Origin of the sequence: Nonlabens sp. Hel1_33_55, assembly GCF_900101765.1 — a bacterium.
GTDB lineage: Bacteria > Bacteroidota > Bacteroidia > Flavobacteriales > Flavobacteriaceae > Nonlabens.
Map to the genome: position 1 here is coordinate 977,832 of NZ_LT627735.1, position 24,511 is coordinate 1,002,342.

The 24,511-nt window shown below is 39.2% G+C and carries 18 protein-coding genes and 1 pseudogene; 10 read left to right on the top strand and 9 right to left on the bottom strand.

Going from position 1 to position 24,511, the window contains the following annotated elements:
- The first annotated feature begins 238 nt into the window (after positions 1 to 238).
- Positions 239 to 1,105 carry a hypothetical protein gene (locus tag BLO34_RS04260; RefSeq protein WP_157686666.1) on the top strand — a complete coding sequence of 289 codons (867 nt, stop codon included), beginning with the start codon at positions 239 to 241 and terminating at the stop codon, positions 1,103 to 1,105.
- Between the two features lie 163 nt (positions 1,106 to 1,268).
- On the opposite strand, the gene BLO34_RS04265 is transcribed toward BLO34_RS04260, so the two are convergent.
- Complete coding sequence (locus BLO34_RS04265) at positions 1,269 to 1,844, bottom strand: DUF4251 domain-containing protein (protein WP_157686668.1); 576 nt, start codon at positions 1,842 to 1,844, stop codon at positions 1,269 to 1,271.
- A gap of 433 nt (positions 1,845 to 2,277) precedes the next feature.
- Between BLO34_RS04265 and BLO34_RS04270 the strand changes: the two genes are divergently transcribed.
- From BLO34_RS04270 to BLO34_RS04280, 3 genes are read left to right on the top strand one after another with little or no spacing between them, the layout of a single operon-like run.
- A complete protein-coding gene (locus BLO34_RS04270) occupies positions 2,278 to 6,429 on the top strand; it encodes a gliding motility-associated C-terminal domain-containing protein (RefSeq protein WP_090752916.1) in 4,152 nt (1,383 codons plus the stop codon).
- A gap of 20 nt (positions 6,430 to 6,449) precedes the next feature.
- Positions 6,450 to 7,400, top strand: a complete 951-nt coding sequence (locus tag BLO34_RS04275) for a type IX secretion system membrane protein PorP/SprF (protein WP_090756433.1) — start codon at positions 6,450 to 6,452, stop codon at positions 7,398 to 7,400.
- Positions 7,401 to 7,415: 15 nt separating this feature from the next.
- Positions 7,416 to 9,299: an OmpA family protein gene (locus BLO34_RS04280; protein ID WP_090752917.1), complete on the top strand. Its 1,884-nt coding sequence runs from the start codon at positions 7,416 to 7,418 to the stop codon at positions 9,297 to 9,299.
- 168 nt (positions 9,300 to 9,467) lie between these two features.
- Here the strand turns inward: BLO34_RS04280 and BLO34_RS04285 are convergent, their stop codons facing one another.
- Positions 9,468 to 11,336, bottom strand: a complete 1,869-nt coding sequence (locus BLO34_RS04285) for a T9SS type B sorting domain-containing protein (protein WP_090752919.1) — start codon at positions 11,334 to 11,336, stop codon at positions 9,468 to 9,470.
- Positions 11,337 to 11,568: 232 nt separating this feature from the next.
- Between BLO34_RS04285 and BLO34_RS04290 the strand changes: the two genes are divergently transcribed.
- The 4 genes from BLO34_RS04290 (at position 11,569) to BLO34_RS04305 (ending at position 13,716) form a co-directional block, all read left to right on the top strand.
- A complete protein-coding gene (locus tag BLO34_RS04290; RefSeq protein ID WP_090752920.1) occupies positions 11,569 to 11,871 on the top strand; it encodes an HPF/RaiA family ribosome-associated protein in 303 nt (100 codons plus the stop codon).
- A gap of 1 nt (position 11,872) precedes the next feature.
- Positions 11,873 to 12,274 carry an arsenate reductase family protein gene (locus BLO34_RS04295; protein WP_090752922.1) on the top strand — a complete coding sequence of 134 codons (402 nt, stop codon included), beginning with the start codon at positions 11,873 to 11,875 and terminating at the stop codon, positions 12,272 to 12,274.
- Between the two features lie 77 nt (positions 12,275 to 12,351).
- Positions 12,352 to 13,338: a TerC family protein gene (locus BLO34_RS04300; RefSeq protein WP_090752923.1), complete on the top strand. Its 987-nt coding sequence runs from the start codon at positions 12,352 to 12,354 to the stop codon at positions 13,336 to 13,338.
- 72 nt (positions 13,339 to 13,410) lie between these two features.
- Positions 13,411 to 13,716, top strand: coding sequence for a hypothetical protein (locus BLO34_RS04305; RefSeq protein WP_090752925.1), 306 nt, complete (start codon positions 13,411 to 13,413; stop codon positions 13,714 to 13,716).
- A 251-nt stretch (positions 13,717 to 13,967) separates the two neighbouring features.
- Here BLO34_RS04305 and BLO34_RS04310 read toward each other — a convergent pair whose 3' ends face one another.
- From BLO34_RS04310 to BLO34_RS04330, 5 genes are all read right to left on the bottom strand, one after another.
- A complete protein-coding gene (locus BLO34_RS04310) occupies positions 13,968 to 14,363 on the bottom strand; it encodes a hypothetical protein (protein WP_090752927.1) in 396 nt (131 codons plus the stop codon).
- Positions 14,364 to 14,381: 18 nt separating this feature from the next.
- The gene (locus BLO34_RS04315; RefSeq protein WP_090752928.1) at positions 14,382 to 15,008 is read right to left on the bottom strand and encodes a nitroreductase family protein; all 627 of its coding nucleotides are present in this window, start codon (positions 15,006 to 15,008) and stop codon (positions 14,382 to 14,384) included.
- Between the two features lie 110 nt (positions 15,009 to 15,118).
- Positions 15,119 to 17,680, bottom strand: a complete 2,562-nt coding sequence (locus BLO34_RS04320) for a phosphoenolpyruvate carboxylase (RefSeq protein WP_090752930.1) — start codon at positions 17,678 to 17,680, stop codon at positions 15,119 to 15,121.
- A 200-nt stretch (positions 17,681 to 17,880) separates the two neighbouring features.
- A complete protein-coding gene (locus tag BLO34_RS04325) occupies positions 17,881 to 18,129 on the bottom strand; it encodes an acyl carrier protein (protein ID WP_090752932.1) in 249 nt (82 codons plus the stop codon).
- Between the two features lie 71 nt (positions 18,130 to 18,200).
- Positions 18,201 to 19,484: a beta-ketoacyl-[acyl-carrier-protein] synthase family protein gene (locus BLO34_RS04330; protein ID WP_090756435.1), complete on the bottom strand. Its 1,284-nt coding sequence runs from the start codon at positions 19,482 to 19,484 to the stop codon at positions 18,201 to 18,203.
- Positions 19,485 to 19,602: 118 nt separating this feature from the next.
- On the opposite strand from BLO34_RS04330, the gene BLO34_RS04335 reads away from it, so the two are divergent.
- The gene (locus BLO34_RS04335) at positions 19,603 to 20,865 is read left to right on the top strand and encodes a POTRA domain-containing protein (protein ID WP_157686670.1); all 1,263 of its coding nucleotides are present in this window, start codon (positions 19,603 to 19,605) and stop codon (positions 20,863 to 20,865) included.
- A 142-nt stretch (positions 20,866 to 21,007) separates the two neighbouring features.
- Here BLO34_RS04335 and BLO34_RS04340 read toward each other — a convergent pair.
- Positions 21,008 to 21,316: pseudogene (locus BLO34_RS04340) on the bottom strand (3-hydroxyacyl-ACP dehydratase FabZ family protein); the annotation flags it as partial.
- Positions 21,317 to 21,509: 193 nt separating this feature from the next.
- Between BLO34_RS04340 and BLO34_RS04345 the strand changes: the two are divergent.
- Positions 21,510 to 23,882, top strand: coding sequence for a T9SS type A sorting domain-containing protein (locus BLO34_RS04345; protein WP_090752935.1), 2,373 nt, complete (start codon positions 21,510 to 21,512; stop codon positions 23,880 to 23,882).
- A gap of 157 nt (positions 23,883 to 24,039) precedes the next feature.
- Here the strand turns inward: BLO34_RS04345 and BLO34_RS04350 are convergent, their stop codons facing one another.
- On the bottom strand, positions 24,040 to 24,507 hold the full coding sequence (locus BLO34_RS04350; protein ID WP_090752937.1) for a 3-hydroxyacyl-ACP dehydratase FabZ family protein: 468 nt from the start codon (positions 24,505 to 24,507) through the stop codon (positions 24,040 to 24,042).
- Between the last annotated feature and the right edge of the window lie 4 nt (positions 24,508 to 24,511).

Genomic DNA, 24,511 nt, shown 5'->3' on the forward strand with positions numbered 1-24,511 from the left:
GCGGCAAAACTAAGCCATAAGCTTTTCAAAAGGAGATCTGAAAAGCTTAAAAAATGTTAAGTATTGGTTTGTTGAAATAAGGGCGATATTTCATGAGAGCGAGCAATTATCAATCTAATAAAAGCAATGGCTTTAAATCCCATAGAATCACTGATTTGAAAAAAGTAGAGTAGTGGTCTTAGAAAATAATCGCTATAGATCTTTGAGTTACCTTTCATTTAATTTTGAAAAGCTACTTATGAAATACACTTTCTTATTCGTGATGTTTTGCATGGCTAGTTTTGGTCATGCCCAAGAATCATCAGCCGATATTTCTGGAAGCTATCATATACCAAGCAATGATCCTCAAGGCGGTTCAAGTATCATAATTTCGGCAGACCATCACTTTGCAATCGCTTATTTTGGTGGAATTCAAAAAGGAACTTGGGAACAGAATGGATCCATAATTCAGTTTACATTCCATAAAGAACCTCGAGCCGTGTTGTATGCTAAAAAAAATTCTACTGTAAATGATTCGGTAGGTGTGAGAGTGAGTATGAACGATTTTAATGAAGTTGCGTTACGATTCAACGCTTATGATGATGAGCCATTTATCCCGTTATTTAATGAAAAGGCCAATTGTTTTACCTATCCATACATTTACAAACAGCCCGAAGCTTTGAACCAGATTGATGTTTATTTCAAAGATGAAAGAGAATATTATGAAGGCGAGATTCAAGCGCCACCTGCAGATGTCTATCGTTTTAACAGTCTTGGAAAGTACAACGATTTTATACTGGTAGGTTTATCATCAGATTATTCTCAAGGCGGCTCTTTTACGGCAACATTTGAAAATAACACATTGACCATGTCAGGTCAAAGCTCCCTTAAAAAACGCTCTGAATATGCCGATATCAATTCTGAGGATCTTGCATACTTTGATAAGATATTCAACAATGAATTATTCCCAGAAACTTTAAATGCACAAGATCAGTTTTTCCCTTATCATGAAAACCCAACCGATGATGATTTAAAAAGCTTTGTTAGAATCCATCCAGAATATATTTCATCTGATCATATCATAGTTGTTTCTGGGAGTTTGTTTTATGCCGTTTGTGAGGATTGAATGTTTTAAGATGCTTTGATCCTTGGTACTTTTTTCAATATTGTGTCTGAGATGATCTTAATGTTGTTTAACTATCAATTACATTTAAACTTATATTGAACCATAATGTATATTATGTCAAATAGAATATTTAGGATACCACAACAATAGTTCCCTTTAATGATTACTCGGTGTCAGAAGTTGATACCACTCTGCCGTCGTAACGTATGACTGTTCTAGCGCTGCTTCTTACATAAACCGTTGCGCTACCGTTTGCGAAAACCACCACATTGACATCAAAGTTTTCCGTTTTATTGTTGGCTTCAAAATCTACGTCGTATTGCAAGTCAGATTCATTGGCTGCAAATTGGTAATCTTCTGGAGCTTGCTCAAAGAAAATTCCGCTGTCTTGAGTGTTGTTATAACCACCACCTTGACGACGCTCTCCAAAAAACGGTAAATCAGCGCTCACCGTATCGGCACTAAATTCTAGGAACGCACCATCACCAGTTAGATCTATGCGGTTTGCAGTATCGCCCGTATTGCGCATGATCTGATTAATGACTTGCTGTGAGGCAAACGTATTAAGTGGATATGCCGCATTCATCTCAATTCTAATCGTTTCACCATTATTCATTAAATTGGAAAGATTAGCAAACTCTGCCGGCGTACCAGATTTCTTCACGCCACACGCTGTTATCATTACCAGCACGACAACAGCCACGGCACATCTAGTATATATATTGGAAAGCATTTTCATAGTCATTTATTTTCATATCAAATTACCAAAACTATGCCATGCGATTTGGTAAAATCCTACTAAAAAACCAGTTAGCACTTTATTATAATGGTTTCGGCTGCTGTTCTGCATTATTCACAACTTGATTGCACGAACCGTGTCACTCACAAGAATGTCCTTATATGCAATGATGATGATGTTGAGTCCGCTTTCGCGAAAGCGTAACTACTCTTCTATCATTCCAACAATTATTCCAGCTAGCTAGATTGACAAAACTTAATTTTTTAACAGAATGTACCGTTCGTCGATTAATCCTAACGATAAATACCTAATTTATCAGATTAAAGTGATAGGCTACCGCTATTCTTATATATTTAGCCACATCTAACAACTAACTTAAACCTCTTCTTTTACCCTTCTTGATCCACATCCACCTTATTTAGGCTTTTATTTTATGAAGAAAAATTACGTAAACAACACATTGCAAGCGAAATGGCTGCTGTTCCTGCTCCTATTTCTACCAATGCTGCAAATGCAGGCGCAATGTCCAATGGTTCCCGTATCACCACAAGTGATATGTGATGGTGCCGGACTCACCTTTGCAGATTTGAATGCATTTGCAACCGCAGGACCCAATCCCATTAGATGGTATAGAAATCCCACCGGTGGCCAGGCACTGGCTCCATCACAACTGGTACGTCAAGGCACTTACTATGCTGGCGATACTACTGGTAATTGCGGTACTCGTGATGAACTGGTAGTAGATTTTACCGTTGATCCCAGCGGTCAAAGCCTCGAGGCGATCTTTTGTGATAATGAGAACCCAACGATACAATCCTATATTGATCAGGCACTGGCACCCAACACGCCACCTGGTGGATCTGTAGAAGTTTATTCTGATTTCCAGTTGACCGATCAGCGACAACCAAATGAAGTCTTACCGGACAATGCAAATTATTTTATCGTTTTTATCGATGCTGCGGGATGTACCAGCCAGATAGAATCTGGAAGTATTGCGGTCTTTGATTCTCCAGCAAGTCCTACTCCACCTACAACTCAGGAATTTTGTTCTGATACGGCACCAACGGTTGCAGATTTGAATCCAGGAACTACTGATAACTTCAATTGGTACATGACCGTTGACAACAACAATGATCCCATACCGCCAGCACTTATGGATTCTACCTTATTAGTAGATGGCGAGACCTATTATGTACAAGCGGACAACTTCTTTTGTGAAAGCGAGGTTGTTGCCGTAACTGTTTCCATAGCAGAGCCGCCGGTTCCTGGTCAAGGAACAACGGTAGAATACTGTGAGGACGACATACCTCAAGCAGATTTTGATCTTTTTCCATTATTAGTGGGTAATCCTGATACAAATGGTACCTGGACTGGTCCTACTACAATAACCAATGGAAATACAGGAACTACAAATATTAGCAGTCTAGGCATAGGCGCTTACAGTTACGTTTATACCGTTCCAGGAACAGCTCCTTGTCCTGATCAAACTGCTACGGTTGTGATCGTGATCAACGAGATACTGACCTCTGGAATACCATCCGCATTAAATCCTTTGAGCTTTTGTGTTTCTGATGCTTCGGCGGCTTATGATTTATTTCAGTTGATCGATAACGAAGATGCTGGCGGGATCTGGACGCAGGGAACAACGAGTTCTGATCCAGTGGTATCCTCTACTTTTGACTTTACAGCTTTGGCGGCTGGAACTTATAACTTTACCTACAGCCAAAACGTGGATCCCAATCCATGTCCAGAAGAAAACACTACAGTACAAGTCAACATACTAGAAGATCCCAATGCGGGAACAGCAATACCAGCTGAATTCTGTGAAAACGAAACCGCAGACAATTCTCCGTTTAATTTATTTAACGCATTGGACGGCTCACAAGATGACAATAATGGCATCTGGACAGATGCTGATGGCAACACGGTTTCAAACACCGTTGACATTAGTGGTTTCACAGTAGCTGATAGTCCTTATACGTTTACATACATCATCGACAATGGATCGTGTACCGATAGCGAAACTATTACAATTACAATTTTACCAGCTCCAGAGTCTGGTGAATATGTGGGAACTCCGTTTGAGGTTTGTGAGGATGAAGCAGCTGCAAACTCGCCTTATGATTTATTCTCATTACTAGATGGCACACAAGACACTAACGGATCCTGGTTTGCAGGTTCTGACGCTACTGGAACTTCAGTTGCCAATCCAATCGATCTAGCGACACTGGGAACTGGTAGTTTTAACTTTACCTATACCGTACCACCTATAGGCGGTTGTACCGATAAAGAAGTTACGGTAACCATTATCATTACAGAACTTCCAGAAGCTGGAACTCCTACTCCATTCGAAGTTTGTGAAACCGATACTGCTATTTTCTCACCCTTTGATTTATTTAATCAGTTGGCTGGTGAAGATGCTGGTGGTGAATGGGCAGACGATAATACTACAGGAGCTTTGAACGGCAGCATTGTAGATCTTACCCAATTGGCAGTTGGCTCTTACAATTTTACCTATACGGTAACTGATGCAAGTTGTACAGCGATGTCAACGGTGACAGTTACGGTTACAGATCCGCCAGAAGCTGGCGTGGGAACTGATTTTGAAATCTGTTTGGAAGACGTCACTGCAGGACAGCAATTGGATTTGTTCAATCAGCTTGCAGGTAATGATGCTGGTGGGGCATGGAATGATGATAACGCCACTGGAGCTTTGACCAACAATATCGTTGACCTAAGCCAGCTCGCACAAGGTGCATACAATTTCACCTATACTGTAACAGGAACTGGCAGCTGCGTCGATGATTCAGAAACCATCACGATAACCATCAATGATATTGTAGCGCCAGCTGCGCCAGCATCACAAGCATTTTGTGATGAAGCGACTGTAGCAGATTTAAGCGCGACTGGAAACAATATCCAATGGTACAGTGATATGGAACTGACCAACCTACTGGCATCGACTGATGCTCTTGTAGATGGTGCTGATTATTATGCAACACAGACAGATGCGACTACGGGTTGTGAATCTTCTACAGCTACTGCGGTAACGATTACTATTAATGAAACGCCAAATACTGGACTTGCGTCACCAATAACAGAATGTAGCGATGCGAGCATGATTGATTTGTTTACAGCTTTGGATGGCTCTCAAGACGCTGGAGGAACTTGGGTCGATACAGATAATACAGGAGCCTTAAGTGGATCTACCTTTAATGGTAGTGCCGTACTTCCTGGAACCTACAACTTTGAATATAGAATTGATGGCATCGCACCTTGTGCTGATAGCACTACCATTACTACAGTTACCATACAAGATCAAGTGAGTGCTGGAACCAGTACTAGTATTGATTTATGCTCTGATAATGGAACGATTGACTTGTTCACCTTATTAGGATCAGCTGATGCTGGCGGTACCTGGTCACCAGCTCTTGCAAGTAATACTGGAGTTCTTGATCCATTAGTCGATCCAGCGGGAACTTATACCTATACTGTAATGAATGGTTGTAATACGTCAACAGCAACTGTAGATGTTACCATTACCACTGCTCCTGATGCAGGAACAGATGCAACTATTATGGTTTGTTTTATTGATGAAGCTTTTGACCTGACCACAAGATTAGGTGGAACTCCAGATACGAATGGAACATGGTCACCATTGCTAGCCAGTGGCACCAATATATTTGATCCTGGTGTAGATACGGCTGGAGTTTATACCTACACGGTTGCAGCAACTGGACCATGTGATACTAACGCGGTTTCACAGATCGATGTGATGATAGAAGATACTGCTGCACCTACAGTGACCTCTCCTAGTCTAACATTTTGTGCTAGTGAAGCTCCAGTAGTTATGAATCTTGATGCTGCCCTTTCTGGAACAGACATTACTTGGTACGATTCGGTTGATTCGACCACGCCACTTGCTGATGATACTGCACTTGTAAATGGAACGACTTATTTCGCTACTCAAACGAGCGCTACAGGATGTGAATCTGATGAACGAGTTTCAGTCGATGTGATTGTCAATGATGCTCCTACTCCAACCTTAGCGGTTGACGGAGACTTATTCTGTTTCAATGACAGTCCAACCTTATTGGAACTTACTCAAAACATTAATGAGTATGATGCAAATAATAACAATGTAATCTGGTATGCAGAAGAGAATAGCACTTCGCCTCTATCGCTTTCTGCTTTATTGACTGCAAATACTACGTATTACGCTGTATTGGTGGATTCTGCTACCAATTGCGAAAGTAGTGTTCGACTCGCAGTCACACCAGATCTAACTGATTGCGACGATGTGGTTGTACCTGATGGATTCTCGCCTAATGGTGACGGAGTCAATGACACATTTGATGTTGATGGCTTAGGTTTCCTCTACCCGAATTTTGAAATAGAAATTTTCAATAGAAACGGAATCGTTGTCTATAAAGGTGATGACAGCACGCCAAGATTTGATGGCTTCTCCAATCAAGAAGTTCTATTAAGCGATGGCCAGTTGCCAGTAGGTGTGTATTTCTACATACTACGATTCAATGACGGTACCACAAAGCCAAGACAAGGACGTTTATACATAAGCAGATAGAAGCCAGAAAGATGACACACATGAAAAACAAAACTACGACTTGTCTATTCCTAGCTTTTGCCTTCGGGTTGATATGGAATGTTACTGCGCAACAGGATCCACAGTTCACGCAGTATATGTACAATCAAAAGATTATAAATCCCGCCTATGCTACTGGCAACCAGCAGGAAATAAATGTAGGTGCCTTATACCGTTCCCAATGGGTTGGTATTGAAGGAGCACCTAGTACCGCTTCCCTATTTGTCCATTATCCGGTAAGTGAGCGCATAGAATTGGGACTTTCATTTACAAACGATGACATAGGAAATGTTGTTACTGAAAATAACATCTATGCAGATTTTGCATACATACTTCCTGTTTCAGAACAAGGCAAGTTGTCGCTTGGTTTAAAAGCTGGAGTTACCTTATTCGATGCCAACTTTGATGGATTTACGTTGCAATCTGGTGGTAACGATACTGATGCTGCCTTCAGGGACAACATCAACCAGACCTTCCCAAATCTTGGTGCTGGTGCATTCTATTACACAGATAGATTTTATGCAGGCCTTTCTGCACCAAATCTCCTGACGACACAGCACCTTGAGAATGAAAACGGTGTGCAAACTACCGGTGTGGAGAATGTTCACCTGTTCTTGACCAGTGGATATGTTTTAGATGTAAATGATGCTATCAAACTAAAGCCTGCCTTCTTACTTAGAGGTGTGCAAGGTGCGCCGCTAACACTGGATGTGACTGCAAATGTGCTATTTAATGACAAGTTTGAAGCTGGACTGGCTTATCGTGTAGGCGACGCTGTTTCTGGATTGGTTAATTATAGAATAGCTCCTAACCTACGTGTGGGTTACGCCTATGATTATACCTTGAGTAACCTTGGGAATTACAATACTGGCTCCCATGAAGTTATGATTCTGTTCAATATAAAATCTAAAGCATGGGATCGTGGGTTTGACCGTTCTCCTAGATTCTTTTAATAAGATACCATCATTATGAGATTAAATATATACTTAATACTTACCGTGCTAGGCTGTTCTATTGTCGGGCAAGCACAAGATTTGAGCTTAAAGCAAACCAATAGGCTTTTTCAAAAACAAGCTTATTATGAGGCCGTAAAAAATTACGAGAATCAAAAGCCAACAACAGAAGTTCTGAAGAAACTTGGAGATAGTTATTACTACACAGGTGATATGGCCAAAGCCGCTTTTACCTATTCCAAAATTGAGGATAATGGTGATGCTATTGAAGATTTTGATCGCATTTATAGATATGCACAATCACTTATGGCTATAGAAGACTATGATAAAGCAGATAACTACATGCTCTATTATCAAGGTCAATCGTGGAATACCAAAAAGTTTTTGAAGGAACTTGAATTGACCACACCGCACGTTTTCAGCGTGAGACCAATGTCTAACAGTGGATCCAGTAGCGATTTTGGAATGACATTTATGAATGCAGACAAAGTTGTTTTTGCTTCGTCGAGAAATACAAATAGGCCTATTTACGCCTGGAATGGCTTGCCGTATTTGGATTTATATCAAGCCAAGCTGGATCAAGACGGCTCGCTTAAATCCATTGAACCTTTCAATCAGATTAATACAGACCTGCATGAGAGCAACGCTGTTTTTAATGAAACTGGAACCGTCATGTATTTCAATAGAAATAATGAGCAACGCGTTAAAGTAGATGGAGTGCCAATATCCAATATGCATCTCTATCGAGCCGACTTGGTCGATGGCCAGTGGAGTAACATCCAGTCGCTACCGTTCAATGATGAAACCTATAGCAATCAACATCCGTCTTTGAGTAGGGATGGTTCGACGCTATACTTCTCAAGCAACAAGCCTGGTGGTTACGGTGAGTTTGATATTTATAAAGTGTCCATAAATCCAGACGGCTCTTATGGTGAGCCAGAAAATTTAGGTGATGTAATCAATACGCAGCATTTGGATCAATTCCCTTATATCAGTGATACAAATACTCTGTATTATGCTACTAATGGAATGCCTGGATTAGGTGGCCTTGATATCCATAGAACTGATATGGTGAACGGAGCTTTTGAAGAACCAATTAATTTGGGACAATCCATCAATAGTTCTAGAGATGATTTTGCCTACATCGTTGATGAACAAAATGACAAGGCATATTTCTCATCAAATCGTAGTGGTATCGATGTTTTATATGCATCCTACCGTGAGGAAAATATGCTGGACAAATATGCTGTTGGCGGCGTTGTTAAAGATAGTATCACCAATAAGCTCCTACCAGAATCATTGGTTTCATTACTAGATGAAAGTGGTACCGTGATTGACGATGCCATAGTTGGAGATGATGCAACTTACTTTTTCAAGATCAGACCTAACAGAAGGTACACCGTAAGAGGAACACGCAAATTGTACATACCGCAGAATATTAATTTTTCAACAGATCAAAATGGTAAAATCAGCCATGATATAAAGCTTTCTTTATTGTCCTATGACGATGCTGAAGAAATGATCAAGCCAGATCGTAAAGGTGATGTTCAGGTAGAATTGGATCAGATATTCTTTGATTTTGACCAGTCCACCATCAAGCCACAGGCTGCTTCTACCCTAGATAATCTAGTGATGATTATGAACAAATATCCTGAAATGGAAATCGAGATTTCATCGCATACAGACGTGCGTGGTCCAGCGGACTACAATCTGGACTTATCCAACAGACGTGCTGCCGCTACACTAGAGTACATTGTAAGTAAAGGTATTGACAGAAACCGCTTGAGAAGCATTGGTTACGGTGAAATGCAACCGCTTAACAAATGTGTAAATGAAGGTCTTTGTACGGAAGAAGAATACCGCAAAAATAGAAGAAGCGAGTTCAAGATACTTAATTAGACTACTCTATAAGTTGCAAGAAATCCAGACGGTTCGAACTGTCTGGATTTTTTATTTGAAGTCCTTTGAGCAAACCTACTTTCCTAATATGATGATGTGCTTAAGGTTCTTGTTTTGTTACGCTTTCGCGAAAGCGAACTAATTCAAAAGCAATTAAACAATTAGTAGTTAACGTTTCAAAGAGAAATGCCCTTTTATTTCTACGTCCTCATAAGTAACCCGGTACCAATAATCGCTACTAGGTAAAGGTTCATTGTTGAAGATTCCATTCCAGTTGGGATCTGCTTCATCCATTACCTTTAATAGCTTACCGTAACGATCATACAATTCCACTCGTGCGCCAGGAAAGGCCGCTAGATTACCAACTTCCCAAACATCGTTGAACCCATCGCCATTAGGTGTGAAAAATTGTGTGATTCCCAGCCGATTGAATGTTTCAGTAACCGTGGTGCAATTCTCCAGGTCAGTGACTTCAACCACAGCCTGTAAGATCCCGTTTATGTCAAGTCTATTGCTCAATTGATAATCACCACCATTGATTCGGTATTGAAAATTGCCATCGTTGGTTATCACCGTAAGAACATCTGCATTTTCTTGTAACTCTATGATTAATGGTGCATCGATGGTGCTCACATTAAATGAGGTAGTCGCACTACATCCATCTGTGTTGGTGACAACACACGTATAGGTTCCAGCGGTGTTTACCTCAATTGTTGGTGTCATCTCGCCTGTACTCCATTCATAGCTAAACGTATCACTCGCTTGTGGATCCAACAATACATTTTCATTTGGGCAGATTACAAAATCCTGACCATTTAATAACGGTGGATCACTTACTGTAAACTCTATTGCGACTCGATCAGCACTAGTGCAACCAGAGTCGGTATCACGTGTTTCTGCATAGTAAGTTCCTGATTGAGTTACCTGTATCGAGTTGCTAGCCGTCACAAGCGCATTACCACCAGTAGGTGCATCAAACCAATCAATAACAAAACCGTTAGCAACACGAACTTCTAACGTCCCTTGTTCTCCAGTACAAACGCTAACATCATCGTCAACTGCTGTTGCTGCTGGTGCGTCCACTACTCTATACTCAAAAATACCCGAGAAGTTAGCACATTCAGATCCAGATAAATTCACCGCATCCTCGGCAATTTTGACTCGGTAAAAAGTAGTATTAGTAATTGTAGGCGATGTAAAAGAATTTCCGTTTTCACCAGTGATATCTGTAAAGTTGGTACCGTCAGTACTGGATTGCCATTGATATTCTGGAGTATCATAAATAGATTCACTTGTATTGACAGTCAACGTGATGGATTCACTAGCATCATTAACGCATCTAGAGGCTTCTACATCATTATTGCTATCCTCCAATTGTACCACATCTCCACAGGTGCGGAATACAATATCATCTATTGCAAGATCATTTCCACAGCCGCCATCACCTTCATTAATCATTTTGAGAATACAGCCATTTTGACCTGCGGCAGTTGTAAATGTGAGTGCGTACTGTATCCATGTGGGCTGATTTTCACCAAATCTGGGGTTCATAATTCCATCAGCAAGACGGTTAGTGTCTGTCGCATCCCATATTTCAAAACGTACCTGAATGGGAATTTCGCGACCTGAACAAAAGCCACTACTAGGATTATATAAATTAATGATCCACGCACTAAACTCGTAATTTGTATTCTCACATAAATTATTAATTGAAGTTTGATAAAATTGATCCGCTGCGAATGAAGCGTTAATAATCAAAGCCTTCCCATTGACGTCTCCAGTATGATCAGGAGTATTATGAAATGTGCCAACAAATTGTTCTAAATTATTAGAAATTGTATACTGACCATCCTGCGTGCCTGAATTCACAAAGGTGTAATTGGTTTGCATAGCGTTCAAAGGAGGTCCACTATTGATTCCACGACCAAATGTTTCTGTAAAAATGGCTTCACCGGATGCACCAGAGCAGAATCCTAATTGCGCTTTCGCGAAAGCGAAACTTGCAACCATCACAACAACAAACAATAACTTTTTCATTTCACGAATATACTTAGAACAAGAAGTTTTTTCGTTATAGTACTATCTGGATCAAAAGGGTTGTTGAAAGAAAATCCTTCGAAAGGTTGTTTTAGTAACAACTGGATAAAACATAGGTAACCTTTACTAGTCATCGATAACCTTAAAGAATATGTAAATCAATGCTAAGAATTGATTAAATTAGGGAAGAGAACTTCCATCACCACTTATCTTTATTTAAAAACATACATATATGTCCATAAACTTCAACTACCAACACGTTACAGGAAGCCAGGAACTAGAGGCTTATACAACCGAAAAACTTCAACCCATTTTTGACCGATATAACTGGGTAACAAGAGCAGATGTATTCTTTAGAAAAGAAAACACATCGAGCCGCGAGACTGGAATGATTGCAGAAATACGTCTAAGCGCTCCAGGACCAAGATTATTTGCAGAAGAATCTCACGATACATTTAAAGAGTCTGTAAAGAAAGTTGTTTCTCAACTCAAAACGCAATGTGAGAAGCGTAAGGCAGACATGATAAATCATTAAGATGGTATCCATAGCAACCGACGAACACGAAATCGTTCTACTATATAATAGCGACATTAAAAATCACAGAGAAGTCTACGCTTATGCAGAATCTGCAGAAGTCAAATTACGTGCGATAGACGTGACTAAAGAAAAAGTCACAGGAACACTTTATACAGAGCTCGCAGATCTTTTAGGAATGGAGGTCAAAGATATCATTCCAACAGATCACAGTTCTTTTGTTGAAAAGCATGGCGAGAAGGTTTCCCTTGACAACGATGGTGCGATAAAGATCTTACAGAAAGAACCTGACATGTTGATCTATCCTATTGCAGTGCGTGGTAAAAAAGCCATCATCACAAAGCTATATGGCGATATTACACAATTATTTAATTCAGATACAGCAGCGGTAGACATACCGTAACACTTGTATCTTTGACGATTACTAAGGCTGTAAGAGAAAATGCTTCTTTTACGGCCTTATTTTAAATTCACCTCTTTATGATTGTATGGGTATCCTTTATTATTCTAGTGACCATCTTCTTGGCGCTAGATTTATTTGTCTTTAACCGCAATGCTCATGTCATTGATACCAAAGAAGCTTCTAAATACACAGCGCTTTGGGTAGGAATAGCTCTAGCCTTTACTGGTGCCGTTTATCTTATTTATCAAAATGAATGGATTGCAAATCCTGATGGATTAACCGCTTCAAATGCTGCTCTTAAATACGTTACCGGGTACCTCATTGAACTATCGCTTAGTATAGATAACATCTTTGTGATTGCCGTTATTTTCAAATCGTTCTCGATACCGCTTAAGTACCAACATAGAGTGCTTTTTTGGGGAATCGTAGGTGCACTGGTATTTAGAGCATTGATGATCCTGTTTGGTGTGGCTTTGATTAATGAGATAAGCTGGATGACTTATGTGTTTGGTGCATTCTTATTATATACGGCTTACAGTATGCTCACATCACACGATGAAGAGTTTGATCCAGAGAAATCTTATATCTATAAGCTAGCACGCAAACTGTTCCCTGTGACCAATACATTGGACGGCCAGAAGATGTTTGTTCAGAGAATGGGGAAACGTATTGCGACACCTTTGTTTCTTGCATTAATAGTTATTGAGCTTACTGATATCCTGTTTGCTTTGGACTCGATTCCTGCAATTCTTGCCATCACTTCAGATCCTTTTCTAGTATTCTCTAGTAACATTCTGGCGATAATGGGTTTACGTAGTATGTATTTCTTCTTGTCCAATCTGCTGGACAAATTTCAATATATACATTATAGCCTGGTTGCGATCCTCGCTTTTGTAGGGATAAAACTAATATTAGTTCATCATGTCGAGTTTCCAGAGTGGCTTTCTCTAGCCGTTATTATCCTAGCATTAGGATTGGGAATGCTGTTTTCTAGCATGAAAAAGACCGATGAAAAAGATCGACAAAACGTTAAAGAGTCATTGAACACCGATAAAAAGCCATAAATACTGTTAATATTCCCTTTAGTCGATCAATAAGTGTTTTTAGTCGGTATATTAGTACCAAATTAATTACATATGGTACACTTCAACTATAACCACCTAACTAGAAGTAAAAAATTAGAAGAGTTTATCACAGATTCTCTGGAAGAACTAATGGGAGATGAATCCCATATTTCGACTATTTATTGCTTCTTAAGTAGAACATTTGACAATCGAGATAAACTAATTAGCACCCTTAAAATGCAAATTCGTTTAAAAAGTAACGATAGTGTTGTCATAGAACAATCTGGAAACAATTTCAAAAACGCGTTTAAAACCTTAAAGCCTGAATTAGCCTTTATGTTTAATGAGGAACAACGACAGATTGTGGCATCTGCATAATTTTAAATAGTAGGTTTTTCCCCTGAAACCTAGCTATTTTAAATTGAATAGATCGCTTAAAAATTTAATACCAAAATGTATTACTACTTTACATTGTAATGAAGCTTACCACTACTCTACTTTAGGTAAGCTTTAATAGAATTCAATTACTTCCCTAAAAATTGAGAAAGAAAAAAGCCACGGTTTTGAAAACCATGGCTTTTTCTATTGCAATAAATCAAGATTTCTAGAGAGGTCTATTCGTTACCATTTCAATCATAGTTTTTACGCTCAGGCTGCCAGGTTAATGCATTTATGAGCAAGATATAGAATGCTATGGCATGAATAATCTGTGAAGGCAACGCCGCCCAATTTTCAATTAAACAAGTACCTATCATTAAAATACCCATTAGTAAAATACCACTGGTCAGTGCATATCTACTCACCTTCCATCCTATCAAAATTCCAATTCCAACAAGTACTTCTGCTATAGGTACAAAAAAACCTGCAGCTAATGATGGTATTCCTTGCAATAGCGTACCATCAAAATCAGAACTAATTCCTTCTGCCACTTTAAGCAACTTGGGAATTCTCACCGCACCATGAATCAGTATGCTGATTCCCATCGCAAGTCTAAAGCTGTGATATGCTAGTTTGTTGTTGGTCATGATATCAAATTATGAGATTTATTTATCCTCACTCACATCTGCGCGATCTACGTAGTTTCCATTAAAAACAAATTCATCCTGCTTTTTACGCTGACGGTCTTTCTTTTCTTCCTTTTTAAGATCACCGGAGAGATCATCCATTTCTCCACCGTAATATCCAACTGCGATTGCAGTAGCCATGTGATGATCTTCTGGAAATTTGAATGTTTTGTGTGCTTTTTCATGGTCAAAACCAGCCATTTGGTGCATGGCTATTCCCATACTTTGGGCTTGTATCGTCATGTTTGCGGCAAACATTCCCAGATCGTGTAGCGCGTGGAAATTATCTTTCCCATCTGGTGTCTTCTTATCGTAAGCTCCTAACAATAGAACTGGCGCATTATCTGCCCAGCCCTGATTGAATTCTGCTAAAGTTTCATAGATACGATCATAAGTCTCGCTTCCTTTTTTACCCCAAACAATTTTCCAAGGTTGGAAATTGTTACTACTCGCTGCCCATCTGCCTGCCTCAAATAAAGACTGTAAATCTGTATCACTTACCGGAGTATCTGCAAATTTGCGTGGACTCCATCTGTTTTTGATAAGATCATGAATTTTATGATCTGTTGGAGTTTCTTTTAGTAATTCATTCTTCTTATCGCTCATAGCTTTGTATTGTTAAGTTTAGTTTCTTAAAAATACGATCTAGTACAAGCAACAATGCACGTTTAAGAATACTTAAACATGCATTTTGATTGATTTAACGCTATGTGTTTTTAGGCGCTATTTCGGCTAGCGTTGATATTCCCGTATAAGGATCGCGTGACGAGTCTTTCGTAAACTTTCCGGTCAGCGGAATCCTCATCACCCATTTCTTGTATGCGTTTTAATGCAAATTGTTGAATAGTCAATAGTGGGAGAACTATATTTTCTCTAGCAAGGATACTCGCTTTTCCAGCAGGTTCATTTTCCATTAATTCCTTCATTCCAGAAAGTTCTAGCATCAATGATTTTGTGCGTTCATATTCATCGTGAATGAGCGTCCAGAATGCTCCATACTCAGGATCATCCTGCATGTAAGCAGTTAAACCAAAGAATGACTTGGTTAAACTCATCATACTATTATCCAGAAGTGTACGGAAAAACTTAGAGTGCTCATATAGATCCTGAACATCACTCCATTTACCATCGTTCTTCATTTTCTCTAAAGCCGTTCCAACTCCATAAAATCCAGGAACATTTTGTTTCAATTGACTCCAGGATCCCACAAACGGAATTGCTCTTAGGTCTTTAAATTTAAGCTCATTACTCGTCCCGCGTTTGCTGGGTCGACTACCTATATTCGTCATCGCATAATACTTGAGCGTACTCATATTTTCCAGATAAGGAAGGAATTTAGGATGTTGTTTAAATGCAGTGTAGGTTTCATAACTGTATTCTGCCAGAGCATCCATTGTTTTGGATTCTGATTTGGTAAAATCGTTAACCTCACTGTCATAGATCGCATTTGATACACCACTACTAAGCAGTTGCTCTAGGTTATATTGACAACTATCTAGCGTCCCAAATTTTGAACTAATCGTTTGACCTTGAACGGTAAGTTGTATTTGTTTAGATTCAATCTTACTTCCCATGGAAGCATAAAATTGGTGTGTTTGTCCACCACCGCGAGCTGGCGGTCCACCACGACCATCAAAAAAGATCACCTCAATGCCATGTTCACGACTTACTGAGGTTAGTGCTTCCTTGGCTTTATAGATACTCCAATTAGCCATCAAATAGCCGCCATCTTTAGTACCATCGCTAAAGCCCAACATAATATGCTGCTGGTTGCCACGACGTTTTAAGTGTTCGCGGTACTCGTTATTGCCGTAGAGTTTACGCATCACATCTGGCGCATGAACAAGATCTGGAACCGTTTCAAATAGCGGCACCACATCTACTGCTGGTTCATGCATGCCGCACAATTTAAGCATCGCATAAGCCTCCATAATATGAAGGATCGTCTGGGTATTAGAAATAATATAACGATGACAAGCACGCTCACCGTTGCGTTCTTGGATCGTTTTGATCGCCCTGATGCTACCTATTGTTCTCTTGGTGTAATCGTCTTCAACATCATCAGATGTCAAATCTCCAGTAATAGTTGCAAGAGCTTCAATTTGCTCTGATTCTGATAAGTCCTGATAGTTTTTGGGGAATCTCGCTTTCGCGAAAGCGTACAATTCATCAAACACCTGATCATGAATGCTACTGTCTTGACGTATATCAAGCGCAGAAAAATGAATCCCGAACAGCTGAATCTTGTTGATAAGCGACTGAACATCTGCAGCAAAAAGACCGTTGTGACGATCGATTACTGTTTGTCTGATTTTTTCTAGTTCGGTTTTCAAGTGATCTGCAGTGAAATCCAAGACTCCTTCTACAGTGATAGCTTCATAACACTGGAGTTCCAGTTTTTTAAGAGGCTGTTCGACTCCTTTAAACGTCAATCGCCTACCTAGCTTTCTTAAATCGCGGTAGTAATTCTTGAATATGGTGGATCGTAGTTTTTGCGCTACATTCAGTGTAATATCAGTTGTTACAAATGGGTTCCCATCACGGTCACCACCTGGCCAGAAGCCTACTTCTATGAGCGCATTTTCAAAATCTTCTGTATTGGGGAAGTTGGACTTTATATAATCGTAGATATTCCCCATCGCATGATAGAAAACATTTTCAAGGTACCAAACTAAGCTTGTTGCCTCATCAAATGGTGTAGGCTTCTCCTTATTAAAAAAAGGAGTCTTACCTAATTGAGCCAATAATAGCTTTACTTCCTGAATATCGTTGTGCAATACGGCAGCGCTCAAATCATTGATAATTCCTAAAACAGATCCAGGATAAAATTGAGTTGGGTGAGCCGTCAAAACTGGTTTGATCTTCATTTCTTTGAGATACTCGACTAACTCTGCTTCCTTCTTGTTCTCTGTTGCTTCTTCTTTAATACCTCTCAAAGTACCGCGGCCATCTAGGTTTTGAACGGTAGCAAAGGCAGCATCTTCAATAGCATCAAACAAAACCACCTGGCGTTCTATGTACTGAATAAAACTAAAGAGTAATTGCTCTTTTTCTTCCTTATTAGTATCACGCATGTAGCGATCATAGAAATATTCTACAATTTCTGTTGGGTTCTTCTTGAGTTCAAAACCCTGCTTGCAAATGGTATGGAATAATGGTAGTAAACCACCAGTATTGGAAATATTATCAAAAGGTAACGTCATGAAAATACCATTGAATATGTGGTATTTTGAAGCTACTTCATTCTCGAATCGCTGTAATTTAGGTAGTCGTGCCATAGAACGCTAAGGTACTACAGGACACCTTCAATGCCGAATTTATACTAGAAGATTAGGTTAAATCTTAAGGATAAATGTATTCTTTCAGGTATTCTTAATCAATAGTTCTGAATTTTATGAGAACTTCATTATTTATATAAATAATTATGAAATTCGTAAAGAGGTGTAGTGACTACTCACTTTGAAATTTATCACAAAATTTAGGCAGTTTTTCTCTCTACTATGGAGACAGCATCATTGACCGTTTGCATAGCTTCCATGTCTTTTTCATCCAGAGTTATATCAAAGGCATCCTCTACATCAAGGGCCACATCCACTAAATGAGCACTGTTGATATTCAAGTCATTCATTAAATGACTGTCGGGCTTTATGGCGCTCGCATCCACATCTTGAGGTAAATAAATCTTGACGATGCTATAAAGCTTTTCTTGTATTTCGGTTGTGGTCATTACTAATAATGTTATTTGGGATGGAAAAGGTAATTGGAAAAGTTCGTTGAATGAGTAATATTTAAAAATTATTATTCCACAAAACGCTTTAAAACCACACAGGCATTCACATCTCCAAAACCAAAACTTGCTTTAAGTAAAACATCTATTTGAGCCTCCATAGTTTCCGTTGGAATCTTTGAGGGATCAACTATACTGGATATTTCTGGATGCAGTTGTTCTAGATTATTGTTTTTGTGGATCTGTTGATGATGAATTTGCAGGATACTACCCACGAGTTCAATGCTACCGGCAGCTGCCAGACAATGGCCTATTGTTGATTTAAAGGAATTCATCATTGGGAAATTGATACCTTTTCTATTTAATGCTTGTGACCAGTTCATCACTTCATAGGCATCCTTTCCTGTTGCTGTCACGTGGCCATTGATAGCATCAACCTCTTGGGAGGATATGTTAGCATCTTTCAATGACATTTTTATGACTTGTTGTACAGCTGCGCCATTAGGCGCCGTCATGCTACCATCACCTCGATGCCCACCAGCGTTTACTGCACCGCCAATTATTTCACAGTAAATCGTTGCATCACGAGCTAATGCAGATTCAAGGCTTTCCAGCATTATGGCTCCAGCACCAGATCCTGGTACAAATCCAGCAGCATCTGCAGCAAATGGTCTACTAGCGCTTGATGGGTTATCGTTGTATTGAGTTGGCAGTATACGCATCGCGTCAAAACCACCCCAAATATAGGGTCCAGAATCGCTGGTAGAGCCCACTAACATCTGCGTTGCCTTTCCAGCAGAAATCCGTTCGTATCCTAAAATCATTGCTTCAGTGCCAGTTGAGCATGCGCTGGAATTACTAGTCACCATATTTCCTGCTCCCAACTCACCAGCCAGCCATGCACTGATGCCACTGCTCATGGTTTGAATCACGCTGGTGCTTCCCAGTCGTCGCACTTTACCATCATCGATCAAATGAATCGCCTCGCGGAATTTCTCACCACCACTTTGACCAGTCCCAAAAATGATCCCGAATTCTTCTAAAGCACTTTCCTTAGGTGCTACGTTCAATCCAGCATCCTCAAAAGCTTGTTTACCTGCTATTATGCCATAGAGCATGCCGCTAGCTTTAAAGCCTCGCTGTTGTAAAGGTGTGAGGTATTTGTCAATTTGTTCTTGAGTTACCTGAGGCGTTCCAGCCACCTGACACCCGAAATTCAAATCGGCTAGTTGTTGCTCAAATCTGATACCACTGATTCCATTTTGTAACGCTTTCGCGAAAGCGGAAACCCCAACAGCATTAGGTGCTACAACACCTAATCCAGTCACCACTACTCTACCCGATTTCTTATTCATGGTCGCTAAGCTAGAAACAAATTTGCGGAAAACCATCACGGGATCGCAGGGAAAAATGGTTAAGGAATCGGAATCATTCTGTGAAGATTTGATAAACTATCGTTTGTATTATTGCGCCATGGATAAACGATTTTGCCTGACTTGGATATTTTTCATGATTATGATATGTGCATTTTCACAGAACATCACGTCAGTAGAATTCAAAGGGTTGAAGCGCACCAGATCATCATTTCTAGAACGTATCCTAAAGGCGCAGGTCAACGCCGCAGCAGACTCATCCATCATTGCACTGGACGTGGAACGATTAAACCGATTGCCAGGAATCGCAAAGGCTACAGTGAGTCAAACTAAAAAAAATAATGGTGACATCAATGTGACCTATACCATTGATGAAAACTTTACCATCATTCCTGGATTGCGAGTTTCAACAGCTGCCAATGGCGATTTTGCTTTCAGGATCTCGCTTTTTGAATTTAATGCTTTAGGAGCGAACCATTTGATAGGTGGTTATTACCAAAATGAGGTTTTTTCGTCTTACGGTGCATTCATTGAGTCACGTTATCTATTTAGTAACAAAGCCGGATTAGGCGTGAATTTTCAAAATAATAATACGTTTGAACCCATCTATTTTGACAATCAAACCGAAACTAATTATCGCTATCTAAATCAGCTTTTTGAATCGTATTTGATGTATGAGTTTGACTTTAGAAATCGAGCCGAGCTAGGTTTTTCCATTGCCAGCGATGATTATACTTATGAGGATGGTGAGCTCAACACTTCAATTCCAAGCGAACTTGATGCAGACCGGATCAATTTCAGAACCCAATACGAGTATATCAATCTAGACATTGATTACCAGTATGTTTCAGGATGGCGCAGTCAAACCGATATTCAAGTTTTGACTGGCGGCAATCAAATACTAGCAGATAATCTCATCATTAATAATGATCTCGAATACCTTACCAGAGTTGGAACAAAAGGTAATTGGGCCAGCCGATTAAGATTGGGGTATGCGAGCAATAATGATTCACCCTTTGCTCCATTTATAGTCGATAACCAGGTCAACATTCGTGGTGGTGGCAATGTGGTTGCACGCGGTACAGCAACAGCCACGATCAACACAGAATATCGTCACACGCTATACGAAAAAGGCTGGTTTGTATTACAGGGAAACAGTTTTTTGGACCTAAATACACAACGCCAAGTCAATGAAAGGTTTGATAGTTCATTCAATAGCGATAACATTAGAGTCTCTCCAGGTTTAGGCGTACGCTTTATTCACAAGCGAATCTTCAATGCGGTTTTTAGATTGGATTACGGGATAGGAATAGGCGCTGATGCCAGTAATGGGTTGGTGTTTGGGATTGGGCAATATTTTTAGAGATTTAAATTTAAATTTGAAGCTCTAATTAGATCGCTGGCTTTTAGGTCAATAAAAAATTTTGATCAATTTTCGATTTTCGATATTCAATTTTCTTTTTCTTTTTCTTTTTCTAGTCTCTATTTTAAGTTTCGGTTTAAATTTATTCTTCTTTAAGCATCATCCCACTCATCCAGCCTTCGGCAATTTTGTTTTCGTTCTCATCGAGCATTTGAACGACCACTTTAAGTTTCCCGAATCTAAAATATTCCTTTTTAGCGGTAACGATAACCGTAGTTTCTGGCAAGACCTGACCTCTAAACGTGACATGCGCCTCAGTGAAAACCACTCGCGGATTTGTCTTGGTATCCCTTATGAGATATGCTCCCAAACAAACCAACCCTATTTGAGCCATGCATTCCTGTAGAATAACACCTGGCGTTAGTGGCCTATCTGCAAAATGATGTTTGTAAAAATACTCGCTTTCGCGAAAGCGAAAATGATAACTAAATCAGATGGTATTACATCAAAAGATCTTAGTGATACATTAATGATCTGATTTCAAATAAGTTGTAACTTAAATATATTCAAAATACCCCTTATGGGGTATTTCGTCGAAGACCAAATCGATATACTTTTACTAAAATTAACTTAAACTACTTATCATGAATAAAAAATTACACATTTTACTATTATCAATATTATGTTACTGGGCCAGTAGCGCTCAGGTACCCGTTAATGATTTAATAGAAAACGCGATTATAGTTCCTAATGAGAACTTTACAGACTCTAATGTACGTCTTGATTTAGCAACCAATACGGGAGTTGGTGGTTCTAACTGTGGTGTAGAAGCTTTTGCCCGTGTCTATTATAAATTCACGGCAGCGACAGATAATTCTATAGATATTAGAGTTCTTAATTCCACTGGGCAAGTTGCTAGTTCTTCTTTTGCGATCGCTTATAACGCGCCTGATTTAAATCAAACAGACGAATCGCAACTTACTGTGCTACCAAACAATTGTGCGTTTTCAGGAATGAGATCGATTAATGTGATATCTGGTCAAAGCTATTATGTTCAAGTTCATAGAGCAGGTGCGGAATCTCAAGAATCAAGCATCCAGTTTGAAATACCTGAGGATGGCTCACAAATCGATCGGACTGCGTTGATAGAGTTCTATAATGAAAACGGAGGTTCTAGCTGGACTAATAATTTCAATTGGTTATCTAACTTACCGTTAGGTTCATGGCAAGGAGTAACCGTGAAAGATGGAAGAGTCACTCAATTAAATCTTCAAAGCAGTAATGTCGAAGGTAATAGTTTGAGCATGTTACTAGACCTTGACGCTATAGAATCTATATCATTACAAAATAATATGATTAGCGGTTTGGTACCAGATTTTGCTTCTTTAACAAACCTAGCAACAATAAATTTAAATGGTAACTTTATTTCCTTTGCAGATCTAGAGGCTAACTACTCCTCAAATACCACTTTGGATGAATTTGTTTATCAAAACCAAAATTCTGTTGATATGGAGCAGAATATTGAAGGCATTGTAGGTAGTGATTATGCTCTTACTATGACTCCCATAGCAGGAACAGATATAAAATATCAATGGTATAGAGCTAACCGATTTTCTCCAAGTGTAACAAAAAATCCAGTAGATGGAGCTACTAGCTCTGTCCTTACATTTTCGAATATACAATTAGTTGATTTTGATTCTTATGTATGCTGGGCAACTAGTCAAATTATAACAGATTTAATTATAAAACGACCTCGAGTTGACATATCTGCAGAGGTCAGTCAAGTAGAGAGAGAGGCCTTGATGGTGCTTTATAATGCGCTTGATGGTGACAATTGGAATGATAATACTAACTGGGGAACAGAAGAACCAGTAAAAGAATGGTCACATGTTTTCACAGCTGGAAATCGCGTAATCGGTTTAGATTTTTTTGGTTCTGGAGGCATGACAGGACAGATTCCTACAGAGATCCAAAATCTAACCAATTTAGAATATTTAGGTATAGGAATTGAACCAGGAGTTTCTGGGACACTTCCAGAAAGTATTGGGAATCTAACCAACTTAAAAAGATTACGTCTTCAAGGTACATCTAATTCAGGGTCATTGCCTGCCACAATTGGTAATCTTGTAAATTTAGAAGAGCTGCGGTTGATAGGTAATAATTTCAGTGGAGATTTACCTACAACTTTTAATAATCTTGTAAGCTTGAAAAATTTCTATGTTATTGGAAGTGAATTTGTATTCGCTGGTAATTCCAACCTTTTTACTGGCTCATTACCTGATTTTGCTAATTCTCCAGATTTAAATTTGATTCAGGTATCAGGTAATGATTTTACTGGAGAGCTGCCAGATTACAGTGGTTTAGCAAATATGAATACTTTGGTAATTGATAATAATTTGTACACGTTTGATGATCTCGCCAAAAACCAGGAGAATAACTTAACTATTAATAACTATTTCTTCTCACCACAGCGAAACAATAGTACAGAAGAAAGTATTGTAATCACACCAGGGCAAAGTGTAACATTTGATGCAAATTCTAACAGTACTGAAGGGAAAACGTTCTGGGAAGTTTTGGCGACAAATCAATATCAATGGTTTAAAGATGAGACCGAAATAGAGGGAGCGACCTCATCGACGTATTCGATTGCAGATCCACAAACATCAGACAGTGGTGTTTATTACTGTGAAATCACTAATACTGATGTGCTAGATCTAATAGTAAGGCGAGCTAACATTACATTGAACGTAGATAACACAGCAAGCAACGAAACAGTACAATTATCTAACTTTAGATTGTACCCAAATCCAGCTACAGATTGGATCAATATTTCTGCAGATAATTTACAGAATTCTAGGTCAGAGATTTATGATTTAAGTGGAAGATTGGTTCGAGAATTTGATCTGTTATCAAACACAACCAATCTTAATATTGAGGATTTAAATTCTGGAATATATCTTTTGAAGATAACGACGGCAAATGGTAAAACAGCCACAAAAAGATTTATCAAAAAATAGATTTATAGAATTTTTTAAATAATAGCCGAATTCTCCTTGAGTATTCGGCTATTTATGTTAATAGTGACTAAGTTTTCATATATATAGAGTGAATTTTTTACAAAATGAAGAATTAATTTCTTGTTATATCATTAAGTTTGAGGTACCAAATTAGAACCTATACCCTATCTCCTTCATGCAATTTAATACTGTTAAGCATCATCCCACTCATCCAGCCTTCGGCAATTTTGTTTTCGTTCTCATCGAGCATTTGAACGACCACTTTAAGTTTCCCGAATCTAAAATATTCCTTTTTAGCGGTAACGATAACCGTAGTTTCTGGCAAGACCTGACCTCTAAACGTGACATGCGCCTCAGTGAAAACCACTCGCGGATTTGTATTGGTATCCCTAATAAGATAGGCTCCCAAACAAACCAATCCTATTTGGGCCATGCATTCCTGCAGGATGACACCTGGCGTTAGTGGACTATCTGCAAAATGATGTTTGTAGAAATACTCGCTTTCGCGAAAGCGATATATACCAATCACATGATCATCAGTGAGTTCCAAGAGTTGATCTACAAACTTGAAACCATCGCCGTATGGTAAGTTGGCAACAATTTTTTCCTTTTCTGAAAGTAGCATAGTA